General features: G+C 70.6%; 16 protein-coding genes. 11 read left to right on the top strand and 5 right to left on the bottom strand.

The features are described 5' to 3' along the window. The first annotated feature begins 68 nt into the window (after window positions 1-68). The 5 genes from ACZ5GP_RS12305 (at window position 69) to ACZ5GP_RS12285 (ending at window position 4,569) form a co-directional block, all read left to right on the top strand. Window positions 69-1,526 (top strand): aldehyde dehydrogenase family protein, encoded by a 1,458-nt coding sequence (locus ACZ5GP_RS12305; RefSeq protein ID WP_358582957.1) that lies wholly within the window; start codon window positions 69-71, stop codon window positions 1,524-1,526. Between the two features lie 145 nt (window positions 1,527-1,671). Next, window positions 1,672-2,223 (top strand): DinB family protein, encoded by a 552-nt coding sequence (locus ACZ5GP_RS12300; RefSeq protein ID WP_468750800.1) that lies wholly within the window; start codon window positions 1,672-1,674, stop codon window positions 2,221-2,223. A 30-nt stretch (window positions 2,224-2,253) separates the two neighbouring features. Continuing rightward, a complete protein-coding gene (locus ACZ5GP_RS12295; protein ID WP_468750799.1) occupies window positions 2,254-2,895 on the top strand; it encodes a PadR family transcriptional regulator in 642 nt (213 codons plus the stop codon). An 87-nt stretch (window positions 2,896-2,982) separates the two neighbouring features. Next, window positions 2,983-3,741 (top strand): MerR family transcriptional regulator, encoded by a 759-nt coding sequence (locus ACZ5GP_RS12290; RefSeq protein ID WP_468750798.1) that lies wholly within the window; start codon window positions 2,983-2,985, stop codon window positions 3,739-3,741. Window positions 3,742-3,888: 147 nt separating this feature from the next. Then, window positions 3,889-4,569 carry a DedA family protein gene (locus ACZ5GP_RS12285; RefSeq protein ID WP_468750797.1) on the top strand — a complete coding sequence of 227 codons (681 nt, stop codon included), beginning with the start codon at window positions 3,889-3,891 and terminating at the stop codon, window positions 4,567-4,569. A 21-nt stretch (window positions 4,570-4,590) separates the two neighbouring features. Here ACZ5GP_RS12285 and ACZ5GP_RS12280 read toward each other — a convergent pair whose 3' ends face one another. Next, entirely contained in the window at window positions 4,591-6,276 is a 1,686-nt protein-coding gene (locus tag ACZ5GP_RS12280; protein ID WP_468750796.1) for a threonine/serine exporter family protein, read from the bottom strand. A gap of 122 nt (window positions 6,277-6,398) precedes the next feature. Then, window positions 6,399-6,890, bottom strand: a complete 492-nt coding sequence (locus ACZ5GP_RS12275) for an inorganic diphosphatase (RefSeq protein ID WP_030785786.1) — start codon at window positions 6,888-6,890, stop codon at window positions 6,399-6,401. An 85-nt stretch (window positions 6,891-6,975) separates the two neighbouring features. Between ACZ5GP_RS12275 and dacB the strand changes: the two genes are divergently transcribed. The 6 genes from dacB to folE all read left to right on the top strand — a co-directional run bounded on the left by dacB (window position 6,976) and on the right by folE (window position 14,551). After that, window positions 6,976-8,505 (top strand): D-alanyl-D-alanine carboxypeptidase/D-alanyl-D-alanine endopeptidase, encoded by a 1,530-nt coding sequence (gene dacB, locus ACZ5GP_RS12270; protein ID WP_468750795.1) that lies wholly within the window; start codon window positions 6,976-6,978, stop codon window positions 8,503-8,505. An 87-nt stretch (window positions 8,506-8,592) separates the two neighbouring features. Then, window positions 8,593-9,723, top strand: a complete 1,131-nt coding sequence (locus ACZ5GP_RS12265) for a zinc-dependent metalloprotease (RefSeq protein ID WP_468750794.1) — start codon at window positions 8,593-8,595, stop codon at window positions 9,721-9,723. Between the two features lie 237 nt (window positions 9,724-9,960). After that, window positions 9,961-10,998 carry a tRNA lysidine(34) synthetase TilS gene (tilS, locus tag ACZ5GP_RS12260; RefSeq protein WP_468750793.1) on the top strand — a complete coding sequence of 346 codons (1,038 nt, stop codon included), beginning with the start codon at window positions 9,961-9,963 and terminating at the stop codon, window positions 10,996-10,998. Window positions 10,999-11,051: 53 nt separating this feature from the next. Beyond that, the gene (hpt, locus tag ACZ5GP_RS12255) at window positions 11,052-11,612 is read left to right on the top strand and encodes a hypoxanthine phosphoribosyltransferase (RefSeq protein ID WP_030785774.1); all 561 of its coding nucleotides are present in this window, start codon (window positions 11,052-11,054) and stop codon (window positions 11,610-11,612) included. Between the two features lie 198 nt (window positions 11,613-11,810). Beyond that, window positions 11,811-13,835, top strand: coding sequence for an ATP-dependent zinc metalloprotease FtsH (gene ftsH / locus ACZ5GP_RS12250; protein WP_468750792.1), 2,025 nt, complete (start codon window positions 11,811-11,813; stop codon window positions 13,833-13,835). Window positions 13,836-13,945: 110 nt separating this feature from the next. Continuing rightward, window positions 13,946-14,551 (top strand): GTP cyclohydrolase I FolE, encoded by a 606-nt coding sequence (gene folE / locus ACZ5GP_RS12245; protein WP_468750791.1) that lies wholly within the window; start codon window positions 13,946-13,948, stop codon window positions 14,549-14,551. A gap of 256 nt (window positions 14,552-14,807) precedes the next feature. Here folE and ACZ5GP_RS12240 read toward each other — a convergent pair whose 3' ends face one another. From ACZ5GP_RS12240 to folB, 3 genes are all read right to left on the bottom strand, one after another. Next, complete coding sequence (locus tag ACZ5GP_RS12240; RefSeq protein WP_468750790.1) at window positions 14,808-15,299, bottom strand: DUF3180 domain-containing protein; 492 nt, start codon at window positions 15,297-15,299, stop codon at window positions 14,808-14,810. A 61-nt stretch (window positions 15,300-15,360) separates the two neighbouring features. After that, window positions 15,361-15,969: a 2-amino-4-hydroxy-6-hydroxymethyldihydropteridine diphosphokinase gene (gene folK / locus ACZ5GP_RS12235; protein WP_468750789.1), complete on the bottom strand. Its 609-nt coding sequence runs from the start codon at window positions 15,967-15,969 to the stop codon at window positions 15,361-15,363. Beyond that, window positions 15,966-16,325, bottom strand: coding sequence for a dihydroneopterin aldolase (gene folB / locus ACZ5GP_RS12230; protein ID WP_358582927.1), 360 nt, complete (start codon window positions 16,323-16,325; stop codon window positions 15,966-15,968). The genes folK and folB overlap by 4 nt, the downstream gene beginning before the upstream one ends. Window positions 16,326-16,480: the final 155 nt, after the last annotated feature.

The raw sequence follows: 16,480 nt of genomic DNA, 5'->3' as shown, positions 1-16,480 counted from the left end.
TGACCTCAGGTGTCTGATGCCGTTCGGATATCTGCTTCCGTCTGCTGCCGCGGCAAGGGGTCCGTCTGATGTCCTTCTTCACTGATCTGGCTCACCAGTACATCGACGGGGAGTGGAAGGCCGGATCGGGCTCCTGGGACATCATCGACTTCAACCCGTACAACGGCGAGAAGCTGGCGTCCATCACCGTCGCCACGGCCGACGAGGTCGACCAGGCCTACCGCGCCGCCGAGCGCGCCCAGCGGGAATGGGCCGACACCAACCCCTACGCCAGGCGTACCGTCTTCGAGCGCGCCCTGCGGATCATCGAGGACCGCGAGGAGGAGATCGCCGACGCGATCGTCGCCGAACTGGGCGGCACCCGGCTGAAGGCGGCCTTCGAGCTGCACCTCACCAAGGAGTTCCTGCGCGAGGCCGTGCACCTCGCGCTGCGGGCCGAGGGCCGCATCCTGCCCTCCCCGGACGACGGCAAGGAGAACCGCCTCTACCGCGTCCCGGTGGGCGTGGTCGGCGTCATCAGCCCCTTCAACTTCCCGTTCCTGCTGTCGATCAAGTCCGTCGCCCCGGCGCTCGCCCTCGGCAACGCGGTCGTCCTCAAGCCCCACCAGAACGCGCCGGTACTCGGCGGCAGCCTGGTGGCCAAGGTCTTCGAGGACGCCGGACTCCCGGCCGGCCTGCTGAACGTCGTCATCACCGACATAGCCGAGATCGGCGACGCGCTGCTCGAACACCCGGTGCCGAGCCTCATCTCCTTCACCGGCTCGGACCGCGTAGGACGGCACGTCGCCACCGTCTGCGCCTCGCACTTCAAGCGCTCGATCCTGGAACTGGGCGGCAACAGCGCGCTGATCGTCCTGGACGACGCCGACCTCGACTACGCGGTGGACGCGGCGGTCTTCAGCCGCTTCGTGCACCAGGGCCAGGTCTGCATGGCCGCCAACCGCATCCTCGTGGACCGGTCGGTGGAGGCGGAGTTCACCGAGAAGTTCGTCGCCAAGGCCGCCTCGCTCAAGGTCGGCGACCCGGCCGAGCCCGGCACGCACATCGGCCCGCTCATCAACTCCTCGCAGGCGGACGCCGTGACGGCCGTCGTCGAGCAGGCCGTCGCCGCGGGCGCCACGGCGCTCCTGCACGGCCGCACCGAGGGCAACGTCGTCGCCCCCTCCGTCCTGACCGGCCTGCCGGCCGACTCCCCGGTCCTCGCCCAGGAGATCTTCGGCCCCGTGGCCCTCCTGCTGCCCTTCGACGGCGAGGACGAGGCGGTGCGCATCGCCAACGACACCCCGTACGGCTTGAGCGGCGCCGTGCACACGGGCGACATCGAGCGCGGTGTGCGGATCGCCAAGCGCATCAGGACCGGCATGATCCACGTGAACGACGGCACGGTGCACGACGAGGCGATCGTGCCCTTCGGCGGCGAGAAGAGCTCCGGCGTGGGCCGGCTGAACGGCGAGGCGACGGTGGACGCCTTCACCACCCAGAAGTGGATCTCGGTGCAGCACGGGCGCTCCCGCTTCCCGTTCTGAACCGCCCGCCCCCTCTCGGATTCCACGGTGCTTCCCCGGACCCTTGCGGACAGAACCTGACCGCAAGGGTCCGTAGCGTGTGAGGTGTCGGGGAAAGGCCCGCGAGGGCAGCCTGCGAACAGCAGGCCCAAGAGAGGCGGATCAGATGGTCACCCACGTCAGTTCGGAGGCCCGCGGCGACGAGCGCGGCGCCCTCCTCGCCTTCGTCGAGGCCCAGCGCGGCGGCATCCGCCGCTCGGTGCTCGGGCTCACCGACGAGCAGGCCGGCCGGCGGCCGAGCGCCAGCGAACTGTCCCTGTCCGGCCTGGTGAAGCACGTCGCCGAGATGGAGCTGAACTGGCTGCGCATGGCACAGCGCAAGCCCAACGAGAAGGCCCGCACCCAGGAGACCTGGCGGGAGAGCTTCCGGCTGGTGGAGGGCGAGACGCTCGCCGAGACCCTGGCCTTCTGGGACCGGGTCGCCCACGAGACCGAGGAGTTCCTGCGCGCGGTGCCGAGCCTGGACGACACCTTCCCGCTGCCCGAGGCGCCGTGGTTCCCCAAGGACGGCGAGGTGTCCATGCGCTGGCTGATGCTGCACCTGGTCGAGGAGATCGCCCGGCACGCGGGCCACGCCGACATCATCCGCGAGTCCCTGGACGGAAAGACGGCTTTCGAGCTGGTGGCGCAGGAACGGGGCTACCCTAGTCAAAATTGATGACTGGGGGACTGGCGAAGGGCGCGGTACATGTCAGCGATCCGGCTACTGGTTCTCGGGGCCGTGCGCCAGCACGGCCGCGCCCACGGCTACCAGGTCCGCAACGACCTGGAGTACTGGGGCGCCCACGAGTGGTCCAACGCCAAGCCCGGCTCGATCTACCACGCGCTGAAGCAGCTCGCCAAGCAAGGCCTCCTGCTGGCCCACGAGATCGCCCCGTCCACGGCGGGCGGCCCCCCGCGCACCGAGTACGAGGTGACGGACCGGGGCACCGAGGAGTATCTGACGCTGCTGCGCGGCGCCCTCGTCGAACACGGCCAGAAGCCGGACATGCTCACGGCCGCCCTCGGCTTCATCGTCGACCTGCCGCGCGAGGAGGCGGTCGCCCTCCTGACGGAGCGGGTGGAGCGCATCGAGGCGTGGCGCGCGTCCGTCACGGAGTACTACACGCCCGAGGGGGGCCCCGGGCAGCTCGGGCACATCGGCGAGATCATGAACCTCTGGGTGCACCAGGCCGACGGCGGCGCCCAATGGACGCGCGGCCTGATCGAGCGGATCCGGGGCGGCGCGTACACCTTCGCCGGTGAGGGCGAACCGTTCGTCGCGGTGCTCGCGGACGGCGAACAGAACCCGTACGCGACCGGCGAGCGGCACGCGGGGGACCACGGCTGAGGGGGCGGTCCCACGAGCCGGGCTTGCACCTCACGCGACGTGAGGGCCCAGGCTGATCCGCGTACCGAGAAGAGAGGGGCGGCAGCCATGAGCTACTCCGTGGGACAGGTCGCCGGTTTCGCCAAGGTGACGGTGCGCACGCTGCACCACTACGACGAGATCGGCCTGCTCGTGCCCGGCGAGCGCAGCCACGCGGGACACCGGCGCTACGGCGACGCGGACCTGGACCGGTTGCAGCAGATCCTGTTCTACCGCGAGCTCGGCTTCCCCCTCGACGAGGTGGCGGCCCTCCTGGACGACCCGGACGCGGACCCGCGCGCGCACCTGCGCCGTCAGCACGAGCTGCTGACCTCCCGCATCGCGAGGCTCCAGAAGATGGCCGCCGCCGTCGAGAGCGCCATGGAGGCGAAGAAGATGGGCATCAACCTCACCCCCGAGGAGAAGTTCGAGGTCTTCGGGGACCACGACCCCGACCAGTACGCGCAGGAGGTCGAGGAGCGCTGGGGCGACACCGAGGCCTACCGCGAGTCGCGGCGCAGGTCCGCCTCGTACACCAAGGACGACTGGAAGCGGATCAACGACGAGCTGGCGGCGGTCCACGCCCACCTGGCGGACCTGCTGGCCCAGGGCGTCGCGGCGGACTCCGTGGCGGCCATGGACGGCGCCGAGGAGCACCGCCGCCACATCTGCCGGCACCACTACGAGTGCCCGCACGAGATGCACGCCTGCCTCGGGCGGATGTACGTGGACGACGAGCGGTTCACCGCGTTCTACGAGGCCATCCGGCCGGGGCTCGCGGTGTACACGCGGGACGCGATCCTGGCGAACGCGGCACGGAACAGGTGACCGGTAAGGGGCGTTTTCAGGGGAAAGCGCCCCTTACCGCGGTGCCTTCGCGCACGGTGGAACCCGGCCGGGCCGCCTGGCGTTGATAACTTTGGGCGGCTGCACCCCGCCGCCGCACCGCCCCCTCACCCTCAGGAGCCCGGAACCGTGACGACGCTTGCGCTCGGACCAAGCTGGCTGGATCCGGACCACCTGCTCAACCAGTTCGGTCTCTGGGGCCTGCTGGTGATCGTCTTCGCCGAGTCGGGCCTGCTCATCGGCTTCTTCCTGCCGGGCGACTCGCTGCTGTTCACCACGGGCCTGCTGATCACCACCCACAAGCTGGACACCCCGCTGTGGCTGGCCTGCCTGCTCATCTGCCTCGCGGCCGTCCTCGGCGACCAGGCGGGCTATCTCTTCGGCAAGAAGGTCGGCCCCTCGCTCTTCAACCGCCCGGACTCCAAGCTCTTCAAACAGGAGAACGTGGTCAAGGCGCACGACTTCTTCGAGAAGTACGGCCCGAAGTCCCTGGTCCTCGCCCGCTTCGTGCCGATCGTCCGGACGTTCACGCCGATCATCGCCGGCGTCTCCGGCATGCGGTACCGCTCGTTCATCACGTTCAACATCATCGGCGGCGTCCTGTGGGGCGCCGGCGTCACGCTGCTCGGCGCCTGGCTGGGCAACATCGACGTCGTCCACAAGAACATCGAGGCGATCCTGATCCTGATCGTCCTGATCTCGGTGATCCCGATCGCCATCGAGTTCCTGCGGGCGCGCGGCAAGTCCAAGAAGGCGGCGTCGGCGGAAGGCGCCCCCCAGGGCCAGCGCGGCCGGCACGCGAAGCGCTGAGAAGCCGGCCGGGCCCCGGGCTCAGAACCCCCTGGTCCGCTTCGCCGCCCGGCGATTGGCCGCGCTGGCGGCCCCGGGCACCTTCAGGATCAGCCGGGACACCTCGCTCCCCAGGTTCACGCCGATCGCGATGGCCAGCGCCGTCGCGACGGCCTTGGTGAGCGAGTTGATGCCGGTGTTCAGGTCGTTCTGCGCGAGCGCGAGCAGCCCGAAGTACGTCGCGCTGCCGGGCAGCAGCGGCCCGATCGCGGCCGTCACGTACGGCAGCGAGGACGCGAAGCGGTAGCGCGAGAAGAGCTGCCCGAACAGGCCGACCAGACCGGCGGCCACGGCGGTCGCCGCGACCGGCGACAGCCCCAGCGGAGTGTGCGCGAGGGCCCCGAACATCACCCAGGCGATGCCGCCGTTGAGCGTCACGATCAGGACGGTGTTGCGCTCCTGCTGGAGCAGTATCGCGAAGGCGAGACTGAGCGCCATCGACGCCAGGATCTGGATGACCGGGCGCGAGGACGAGACCCCGAAGGCCGTCTCCGGCGTCAGGTTCGTCGCGTCCAGCATCACGCCGAGCGAGAGCACGAACAGCACACCGCAGACGATCCCCACGATCAGGTACATGACCTCCAGCAGGCGGGCGGCCGCGGTGATGTAGTAACCGGTCAGCCCGTCCTGCACGCCCGCCACCAGGGCTCTACCGGGAATCAGCGCGAAGAGCCCACCGGTGATGACCGCGGAGGCCATCGTCGCCTCGGTGTGCGCGAAGCTCAGCGCGACGCCCATCGCGGCCGGCGGCATCGCGGCCCCCACGAACTGGTAGAACTCCGGCAACCCGCGCCCCGCGCACAGCCACGCCAGGCGGTCGCCGAGCATCGCGCCCACAGCGGCCACCACGAAGACCAGGGCCCCGCCGCCCACCAGGACGGACGCGGAGCCCGCCAGCAGCCCGCCGGCGGCCGTGAGGGCCCAGCCCGGGTAGGGGTGGCGGTTGCGCCGGATGCCCGCGAGGCGGCGGTAGGCCTCCTCCAGGGAGACCTCCAGCTCCGGGTCGCTGATGTCGTCCACCAGATGGAAGACCGCCGCGAGGCGGGTGTAGTCGGTGCCGCGGCGGCGCACGGTCCGCGAGGCCGTCACGGGGTCCTCCACCAGCGAGGGCTGGTGGGAGATGGACAGCAGCGTGAACGTCACGTTCGGCTCGCAGCGGTCGAGCCCGTAGGACCGGCAGACGGCGAACATCGCCGCCTCCACGTCCTCGGCGCCCTCCCCGCCGGCCAGCAGCAGCTCCCCGATACGCAGCGTCAGGTCCAGGACGCGCGGCACGGCGGGCCCGCTCTCGTCCTCCTGCTTCTGCGCGGGCTCCGGAGCGGGCCGCTCCGTGACCGGCATCCGCAGCATCGTGCGCATCTGGTCCTGCCAGGGCGCTTCCTTGGTGAGCTTCACCAGGGGGATGCCCTGGGCGGGCGTGAAGGCCGGCGGCGCGTTGCGGGCGCTGTAGGTGTTCGGGGTCGTGAAGGCCGACTTCGCCGACCTCTCCGTCTCCTGCGTCGTCGAGGGCGAGGGGGCGGCCAGACCGGTCGGGAGGGCGAACTCAGAGGTGGTCTGGGACTCCTCCTCGGACGCCACCGGCTGCGTCGCCACCCCGCTGGGCTGCACGAACGCGCTGCGGGCCTCGTCCGACTGAGGCTTTTGGTCCTCGGCCTCGTGCTCGGCCACTACTGCCCTCACTTCTCAAACGACTCTTACGCACCCTCCCGTATGGCCAGTATGGGCACAGATACACGAATGGGCCGCGCGGCCCGGTGATCGGATCGCGCGGCCCGTTCGAGGCGGCAGGCTCAGTGGCCGCCCTGCGCCTCGAAGCGCTTGTACGACTTCTCGATCTCGGCCTCGGCGTCCGCGCGGCCGACCCAGTCGGCGCCCTCGACGGACTTGCCGGGCTCCAGGTCCTTGTAGACCTCGAAGAAGTGCTGGATCTCCAGGCGGTCGAACTCCGAGACGTGGTGGATGTCACGCAGGTGCTCCACCCGCGGGTCCGACGCCGGGACGCACAGCAGCTTGTCGTCGCCGCCCGCCTCGTCGGTCATCCGGAACATGCCGATCGCGCGGCACTTGATGAGGCAGCCGGGGAAGGTCGGCTCGTCCAGGATGACCAGGGCGTCCAGCGGGTCACCGTCCTCGCCGAGGGTGTTCTCGACGAAGCCGTAGTCCGCGGGGTAGCTGGTCGACGTGAAGAGGCGACGGTCCAGACGGATCCGACCGGTCTCGTGGTCCACCTCGTACTTGTTCCGCGAACCCTTCGGAATCTCGATGGTGACGTCGAACTCCACGGGTGGCTCCTCCATGATCAGCACATACTTCGGGTGATTAAGTGTCCCTCACGCACATGTGTGATCGCGAAAGGGGCTGGTCGTCATGCCGGAGCTCAAGCCTTGGCGGCGGCCTCGGCAGCTGTGGGAACAGCTGCCCAAGCCCTCCGCCGGCAAGCTCCCCCGGATGTCGGGGAAGCTCACGACCTGGCAGCTCACGGCGGGTGCCGCCGCCATCGGCCTGGTGATCTCGGCCGGGGCGGTGGCCGCGGCCGGCCCTTGGGACTCCTCCGGCCAGCGTACGGCGGAGCGGGACCGGGCCGCCGCCCAGGAGGCCGCAGGTGGCGCAGATCACGGAGGCCGCACGTCCGGACAGGGCCCCGAGGCCGCCCCGAGCGCCCCTTCCGTGCTCGCCGGACTCGGCGCGCCCGCCGGGACGGCCCCGAGACCGACGGACCGCGCCCTGGCCGACGTACTCGATCCGCTCCTCGCGGACCCGGCCCTCGGCCCGCAGCGCTCGGCCGTCGTCCTCGACGCGACCTCCGGGAAGCGGGTCTACGGCAAGGGCGCGGGCGACGGCCTGACGCCGGCGTCCACGATCAAGATCGCCACTGCCGTCGCCGCGCTGTCGGCGCTCGGCCCCGACCACCGCATCGCCACCAAGGCGGTCGTCGAGCCGGACTCCGAGGACGTCGTCCTGGTCGGCGGCGGCGACCCGACCCTGACCGCCCGCAAGGACGGCCGCTACACCGACACCGCCGCCGGCCTGCGCACGCTGGCCGCCGACACCGCGCGGGCCCTCAAGGCCCGCGACATCGACAAGGTGACGCTCTCCTACGACACCTCGCTGTACTCCGGGCCGCCGCAGCACCCCATCGGCCCGAACGAGAACATCACCCAGGTCAGCGCCCTGATGATCGACGAGGGCCGCCTCGACGACTCCACCAGCGGCCCCGCCCCGCGCGCGGGGGACCCGGCGGGCGACGCGGCGCGGAAGTTCGCGGACCTCCTGAAGGACCACGGCATCACCGCGGCGGCCGACGCCGTCGGCCCCACCAAGGCCTCCCCGCGCGCCCGGACCCTCGCCAAGGTCGAGTCGCCGCCCCTGTCCGCCCTGGTCGAGCGGATGCTGACGCACAGCGACAACGACATCGCCGAGGCCCTGGCCCGCCAGACGGCCCTCGCCGCGAAGGAGCCGGCCAGCTTCGACGGCGCCGGACGGGCCGTCGCCGCCCGGCTCGGCAAGCTGGACCTGCCGCTTTCGAGCACCCGATTCGCCGACGGCAGCGGCCTGGACCGCGCCGACCGCGTCTCCGCCGGACTCCTGGCCGCCCTCCTGGAGCGCGCCGCGGACCCCTCCCACCCCGAGCTGCGCTCCGTGGTGACGGGCCTGCCCGTCGCGGGCTTCACCGGCACACTCGTCGACCGCTACCCCAAGGACTCCCCGGGTACCGGCCTCGTGCGCGCCAAGACGGGCACCCTCACCGGCGTGAACACCCTCGCCGGCACGGTCGTCGACGCGGACGGCCGCCTGTTGCTCTTCGCCTTCATGACCACCGGCACCACGGACGCCCAGGGGGCCCAGAAGGCCCTGGACCAGATGGCCTCGACGGTGGCGAACTGCGGCTGCCGCTGAGACCGGCGGCCCCCTAGGGGCCGGGACCGGGGCAATCTGGGGGGTCAACACCCTCCGCACGGGAGGGGGAGCACGTACCGTTGACGCATGACGAGCATCGGTGGTGCGGAGATGGTCGACTGGAATCTCGCGGTGGCGACCGCGACCCGGCTCGTGCGGCCGGGCCCAGAGGTGAGCCGGGACGAGGCGCGCGCCGTCGTCGCCGAGCTGCGACGGCATGCCAAGTCCTCGCAGGAGCACGTCCGTTCCTTCACGGGAATGGGCACGGAGCAGACCCACGACACCCCTGTGCTCGTCGTGGACAGAGCGGGCTGGATCAAGGCGAACGTCGCGGGCTTCCGCGAGATCCTCAAGCCCCTCCTGGAGAAGATGCAGGACAAGCGGGGCTCCGGCCCCGGCGGCGCGGTCCTCGGCGCGGTCGGCGGCAAGGTGACGGGTGTGGAGCTGGGGATGCTCCTGTCCTTCCTCGCCTCCCGCGTCCTCGGGCAGTACGAGACCTTCGCCCCGGCCACCCGCGACCTGCCCGCCGGGGAGAACGGCGGCGGCAGGCTCCTGCTCGTCGCGCCGAACATCGTGCACGTCGAGCGCGAACTGGAAGTGGACCCCCACGACTTCCGGCTCTGGGTCTGCCTGCACGAGGAGACCCACCGCACCCAGTTCACCGCCGTGCCCTGGCTGCGCGACCACCTCGAAGGCGAGATCCAGTCGTTCCTCGGTGAGACCGAGGTCGATCCGATGACGGTCCTGGAGCGCGTCAGGGAGGCCGCCCAGACGTTCGCCGGCGGACGGTCCGAGGCGCAGGACGAGGAGGCCGACGAGGGGGGCCGTTCCCTCGTGGAGCTGGTGCAGACCCCCGCCCAGCGCGAGATCCTCGCCCGTCTGACAGCCGTGATGTCCCTCCTGGAGGGCCACGCGGACTTCGTGATGGACGGCGTCGGCCCCGACGTGGTGCCCTCCGTCGCGGAGATCCGGGAGAAGTTCGCGGAGCGCAGGGCGCGCGGTGCGGGCCGCCTCGACCAGGCCCTGCGCAAGCTCCTCGGCCTCGACGCGAAATTGCGCCAATACCGCGACGGCGAGCGCTTCGTGCGAGCGGTCGTGCGGGAGGTCGGGATGGACGGCTTCAACCGGGTGTGGACTTCGCCGAACACCCTGCCCACGAAGGCGGAGATCGCCAAACCGGCGGACTGGGTCGCGAGGGTGCACCGTAAGGGAGACTGAGGGGCCGGATGCGGCCGATGGCAGGAGGACGCCCCCGTAATCACCCGTCCGAGGGACCGTGGGCGAGGGGTAGGCGTGCAATGCTCGGGGAACGGCTCGGCTCTGTCACCATCGACACACTCTGAGTGACTGAACGCTCGGGTTTCCGGGGTCCGGGTGACCGGACCCGGTCTCCGGAGTGGGTCCTGAGTGATTGGTCCGAGGCTCACCCCCCGAAATTCACGAAGGGAACCGGACATGGGTCCCCATCCTGCGGTCGCGGCGATACGCCTGGCGGTCCGCCGCGTACTCCATGACGTTCTGACCGACGTACAGCGCAGCTCCGAGCACGTCCCCCCGCGTGCCGCGAGCGAGCACCCCCAGGCGCCGCTCGTGCTCGTCGCCTGCTCCGGCGGCGCCGACTCCATGGCGCTCGCCTCCGCCCTCGCCTTCGAAGCCCCCAAGCTCGGCATCCGCGCCGGCGGCGTCACCGTCGACCACGGCCTGCAGCCCGGCTCCGACCTGCGCGCCGCCGAGGTCGCCGTGCGCATGACGGCCCTCGGCCTCGAACCGGTCGAGGCCGTCACCGTGCGCGTGGGCCGTGACGGCGGCCCCGAGGCCGCCGCCCGCGACGCCCGCTACGCGGCCCTGGACGCCGCCGCCGAACGGCACGCGGCGGCCGCCGTCCTGCTCGGGCACACCCGCGACGACCAGGCGGAGACCGTCCTGCTCGGCCTCGCCCGCGGCTCCGGCATCCGCTCCCTGTCCGGAATGGCCGCGACCTCGGGGGTCGCGGGCCGTTACCGCCGCCCCTTCCTGCACATCGACCGCCAGACCGCCCGCAAGGCGTGCATGGTCCAGTCGCTGCCCGTGTGGGACGACCCGCACAACGCCGACCCGGCGTACACCCGCTCCCGGCTGCGCCACGAAGGGCTGCCCGCCCTGGAGAAGGCGCTGGGCAAGGGCGTCGTCGAAGCCCTCGCCCGCACGGCCCAGCTCTCCCGGGACGACGCCGACGCCCTGGACGCCTGGGCCGCCCGGGCCGAGGCGTCCGTACGGGACGAGACCGGCGGCCTGGAGTGCGCCAAGCTCTACGCCCTGCCGCCCGCCGTGCGTCGCCGCATCGTGCGCAGAGCCGCCATCGAGGCGGGGGCGCCCGCCGGTTCGCTCTTCGCCCGGCACATCGAAGAGGTCGACCGTCTGATCACCGGCTGGCGGGGCCAGGGAGCCATCAATCTCCCGGGCAAAGTCGTGGCTCGGCGCCAGGGTGGCAGACTGGTGATCCGGCAAGGCTGACCGGAGGCCCGTGCTCATCGCGGGCCGGTCGGCCGGTGGGACGACCGAAAGTGATGCGGGTGGACGCGAAAGACATGGGCACCGACCTCAAGTCGGTGCTCATCACCAAGGAAGAGATCGACGCGAAGCTGGCCGAGCTGGCCGCGAAGATCGACGCGGAGTACGCGGGCAAGGACCTTTTGATCGTCGGTGTGCTCAAGGGCGCCGTGATGGTCATGGCGGACCTGGCGCGTGCGCTGTCCACCCCCGTCACGATGGACTGGATGGCAGTGTCGTCGTACGGCGCGGGCACCCAGTCCTCCGGCGTGGTCCGGATCCTCAAGGACCTGGACACGGACATCAAGGGCAAGCACGTCCTGATCGTCGAGGACATCATCGACTCCGGTCTGACGCTGTCCTGGCTGCTGTCCAACCTCGGCTCGCGCGAGCCCGCCTCCCTGGAGGTGTGCACGCTGCTGCGCAAGCCGGAGGCGGCGAAGGTCGCGATCGACGTGAAGTGGATCGGTTTCGACATCCCCAACGAGTTCGTCGTGGGCTATGGCCTGGACTTCGCGGAGAAGTACCGCAACCTCCCCTTCGTCGGCACGCTGGCCCCGCACGTCTACGGCGGCTGACCCCTTCGGGGCCGCAAGCCGCGGGACTGCGTACGGCGGTGGGGAACCCTCACCCGTTTCCCGCCGTTGAACACTGCGAAGGCGGGTTTGCCAGCCGTCCCGTGCGGCTTCGGGTCACAATGCTGGGGTACCGTCCGAAGAACAGTCTTTATCAAACTCACTATGGCAGGAGGGACGGGGCGTCTTCGCTCCGTATGGATGGACGTGAAGCGATACTTCCGTGGGCCAGTCATGTGGATCGTGCTGGCCGTCCTTGCCGTGGTCGTGTTGATGCAGGTCGTCGGCTCGTCCGGTGGCTACAAGACGGTGGACACCAGCGAGGTCGTCCAGGCGATCAACGACAACAAGGTCGAATCGGCCAAGCTCACCACCGGTGACGAGGAGATCGTCAAGGTCGAGCTCAAGGACGGCCAGAAGGTCAAGGACAGCAGCAAGATCCAGGCGAGCTACATCGGCGACCAGGGCGTCGACCTCGCCAAGCTGTTGCAGGCCAAGTTCGAGAACAAGCAGATCAAGGACGGGTACACCGTCTCCCCGTCGAAGCAGAATCCCTTCGTCGGCATCCTGCTCTCCCTCCTCCCCTTCGTCCTCATCGTCGTCGTCTTCCTGTTCCTGATGAATCAGATGCAGGGCGGCGGCTCCCGGGTCATGAACTTCGGCAAGTCCAAGGCCAAGCTCATCACCAAGGACACCCCGAAGACGACGTTCTCCGATGTGGCCGGTTCGGACGAGGCCGTCGAGGAGCTCCACGAGATCAAGGAGTTCCTCCAGGAGCCGGCGAAGTTCCAGGCCGTCGGCGCCAAGATCCCCAAGGGTGTGCTCCTGTACGGCCCGCCCGGCACGGGCAAGACCCTCCTCGCCCGCGCCGTCGCCGGTGAGGCCGGGGTGCCGTTCTACTCGATCTCCGGTTCCGACTTCGTCGAGATGTTCGTCGGTGTCGGCGCCTCCCGGGTGCGCGACCTCTTCGAGCAGGCCAAGGCGAACGCCCCGGCGATCGTCTTCGTGGACGAGATCGACGCGGTCGGCCGTCACCGCGGCGCCGGCCTCGGCGGCGGTCACGACGAGCGCGAGCAGACGCTGAACCAGCTGCTCGTCGAGATGGACGGCTTCGACGTGAAGGGTGGCGTCATCCTGATCGCCGCCACGAACCGCCCCGACATCCTCGACCCCGCGCTCCTGCGCCCCGGCCGCTTCGACCGGCAGATCGCCGTCGACCGCCCGGACATGCAGGGCCGTCTGGAGATCCTCAAGGTCCACCAGAAGGGCAAGCCGGTCGCCCCGGACGTGGACCTCGGCGCGGTGGCCCGTCGCACGCCGGGCTTCACCGGCGCCGACCTGTCGAACGTGCTGAACGAAGCGGCGCTCCTGACGGCGCGCGGCGACAAGAAGCTGATCGACAACCACGCGCTGGACGAGGCGATCGACCGCGTCGTGGCGGGCCCGCAGAAGCGGACCCGGATCATGTCCGACAAGGAGAAGAAGATCACCGCGTACCACGAGGGCGGACACGCCCTGGTCGCGGCGGCCTTGCCGAACTCGGACCCGGTCCACAAGATCACGATCCTGTCCCGCGGCCGGGCCCTGGGTTACACCATGGTCCTGCCCGAAGAGGACAAGTACTCCACCACGCGCAACGAGATGCTCGACCAGCTGGCGTACATGCTGGGCGGGCGCGCGGCCGAGGAGCTCGTCTTCCACGACCCGACGACGGGCGCGGCGAACGACATCGAGAAGGCCACGGCCACCGCTCGCGCGATGGTCACGCAGTACGGCATGACCGAGCGCCTTGGCGCGATCAAGTTCGGCGGGGACAACACCGAGCCGTTCCTCGGGCGCGAGATGGCGCACCAGCGGGACTACTCGGAAGAGGTCGCCGCGCTGGTCGACGAAGAGGTCAAGAAGCTCATCGAGACCGCGCACAACGAAGCGTGGGAGATCCTCGTCGAGAACCGCGACATCCTCGACAACCTGGTGCTCCAGCTCCTGGAGAAGGAGACCCTCGGCAAGGAGCAGATCGCCGAGGTCTTCGCGGGGATCGTGAAGCGCCCGGCCCGCCCGGCGTGGACCGGCTCCTCGCGGCGCACGCCCTCGACCCGCCCGCCGGTGCTCTCCCCCAAGGAGCTGTCACTGACGAACGGTGCGAACGGCGCCACCCCTTCGGTGACGCCGAGTGGCCCGGAGAAGTCCCTCGAGGTGGCCCCGGAGGACCGCCCCGAGAGCTGATCCGAGTGCCTCGTCAGGCCCGGAATGAACGCCGCGCCCCCCAGGTTTTAGCCTTGGGGGGCGCGGCACTTTCGTACTCCCGCGTGGGACGCACAGGAACGAGGCACAACATGACCGACCCGGTGACGTTGGACGGCGGGCACTCGATCGGCGAGTTCGACGAGAAGCGGGCCGAGAACGCCGTGCGCGAGCTGCTGATCGCCGTGGGGGAGGACCCCGACCGGGAAGGTCTTCGGGAGACCCCGGCGCGCGTCGCGCGGGCGTACCGCGAAATATTCTCCGGGCTGCGGCAGACGGCGGAGGAGGTGCTGACGACGACCTTCGACCTCGGGCACGACGAGATGGTCCTGGTGAAGGACATCGAGGTCATGAGCTCCTGCGAGCATCACCTGGTCCCCTTCGTCGGCGTCGCCCACGTCGGGTACATCCCGTCCACCGACGGCAAGATCACCGGCCTGTCGAAGCTGGCCAGGCTCGTGGACGTCTACGCCCGGCGCCCGCAGGTGCAGGAGCGGCTGACCACGCAGATCGCGGACTCCCTGATGCGGATACTGGAACCGCGCGGGGTGATCGTGGTCGTGGAGTGCGAACACATGTGCATGACGATGCGCGGGGTGCGCAAGCCCGGCGCGAAGACGATCACCTCGGCGGTGCGCGGTCAGCTCAGGGACCTCGCCACCCGCAATGAGGCGATGAGCCTGATCATGGCCCGCTGAGCATCCCCCGGATTCGGCTGATCCTCTCGACTTCCCCCGGGTGACCGGACGTTGTCGGGGAATGCCCGGACGCCCATCGGCTCCTGCCGAAAGACTGTGCGCATGACGAATGCGAACACACAGTCGCCCGCCGGCGAGCGTCCGCTGCCCACCCGCATGCTCGGCGGCCTGGAGGTCTCCGCGCTCGGATACGAGGTCGAGGGCGGAACGCTGCTCTGATCCGCGCCCACGGCCCCCAGGGCGGTCCTCGGTGGCTTCAGGCCGCCGGGGCCGCCTGGCCGCCGCCGCTCTCGTCGTCGTCCTCGGGGAGTCGGCAGACCCGCTCCAGGAACAGGGCCGCCGCTATCACCGCGATGCCCGTCAGGACCGAGAGCCCGGCGTAGATCGCCTGGTCGCGGCGGGGCGGCAGGTCGAGGAACTCCAGCAGGAACGCCCCCACGCCGCCGTACATCCCCGCGACGAGCGCCACGACCAGGGCGCTGGCCTGGCCGAAGACGACGGCGCGGGCCGCCATCAGCGGCTCCACGCCCTTCGCGCCGGGGCGGCGCTCACGCTGGGCGCGCAGGCGCGAGCGCAGCGAGAGCGCCGTCGCCAGGAGCACCGCGGCGATCACCGCGAGCACGACGGGCGCGGCCAGCGGGACCCGGGGCAGTGTGCCGACGGAGTCCCACAGCCGGGCGCCCGACCAGGACAGCACTCCGGCCACGACGAAGAGGCCGGCCAGTGTCCTGATGCGCAGTTGCTTCACGGGTGACCCTTCATTGCCTTCGGCGCCTTCATCGTCGTACGGATCTTGTAGACCCTAACGACTATTCGGGCAGCCGGAGTTCCAGGTCGGCGCGCGGCGCGACGCCCTCGCGCGTGAGCGTGGCGAGCAGCTCGGCCACCGGGCCGCGGCCGGCCAGCCGGGCCTCGGGCTCGACGTCGTGCCAGGGGGCGAGGACGAAGGCGCGCTCGTGCGCGCGGGGGTGGGGGAGCGTGAGCGCCGGGTCGTCGGAGACGACGTCGGCGTACGCCACGATGTCCACGTCGAGCGTGCGCGGGCCCCAGCGCTCGTCGCGGACGCGGTGGAAGGCCTCCTCGACGGCCTGCGCGCGCTCCAGGAGCGAGGCGGGCGGCAGGGTCGTCTTCACCACGACGACGGCGTTGAAGTACGAGGGCTGGGTGCCGGGGTCGACGCCCCACGGCTCGGTCTCGTACACCGGGGAGACCGCCTTGACCCGCAGGCCGGGGGTGTCCTCCAGGGCGTCGACGGCGCCCTGGAGCGTCTCCAGGCGGTTGCCGAGATTGCTGCCGAGGGCGATCACGGCACGGTGGGGGTTGGACAGGGTGCTGTCCGCGGCGTCCACCTGCTCGACCACGGAGGTCGGCACCGGCTGGACGGTCGGGTCGCTCTGACCCGGGAAAGGCGCGGTCATACTCGGCTCCGGGTGATGGTGACGGTCACATCGTCGAAGGGCACGGTGATCGGGGCGTCCGGCTTGTGCACGCACACCTCGACCTCCAGGACCCCCTCGTGCTTCAGACACGTCTGGGCGATGCGCTCGGCGAGGGTCTCGATGAGGTCGACGGGCTCGCCCTCGACGACGGCCACCACCTCCTCGGCCACGATGCCGTAGTGCACGGTCTTCGCCAGGTCGTCGTCGGCCGCGGCCGCTCGCGTGTCCAGGCCGAGAACCAGGTCCACGATGAAGGTCTGACCCTCTTCGCGCTCCCGCGGATAGACACCGTGGTGCCCGCGGGCCTTGAGGCCGCGCAGCGCGACACGATCCACGCGAATCACTCCTGCAATCGTCGGTATCGGCAGGCCTGCGCCGAGTGCGGTCGGCACACCGGCCTCGATGGAATCTACCTGCGGGCACTGACAGCGCCCGCCCGCGGGGCCTCGCGACGGGGCCCGCCGGCCCCCTCGTCCCCGCTCTCCCTCTC

The organism is Streptomyces sp. NPDC031466, assembly GCF_055581265.1.
Note: the sequence above shows the minus strand (reverse complement) of the source record. Positions and strands in the feature narration are given on the sequence as shown.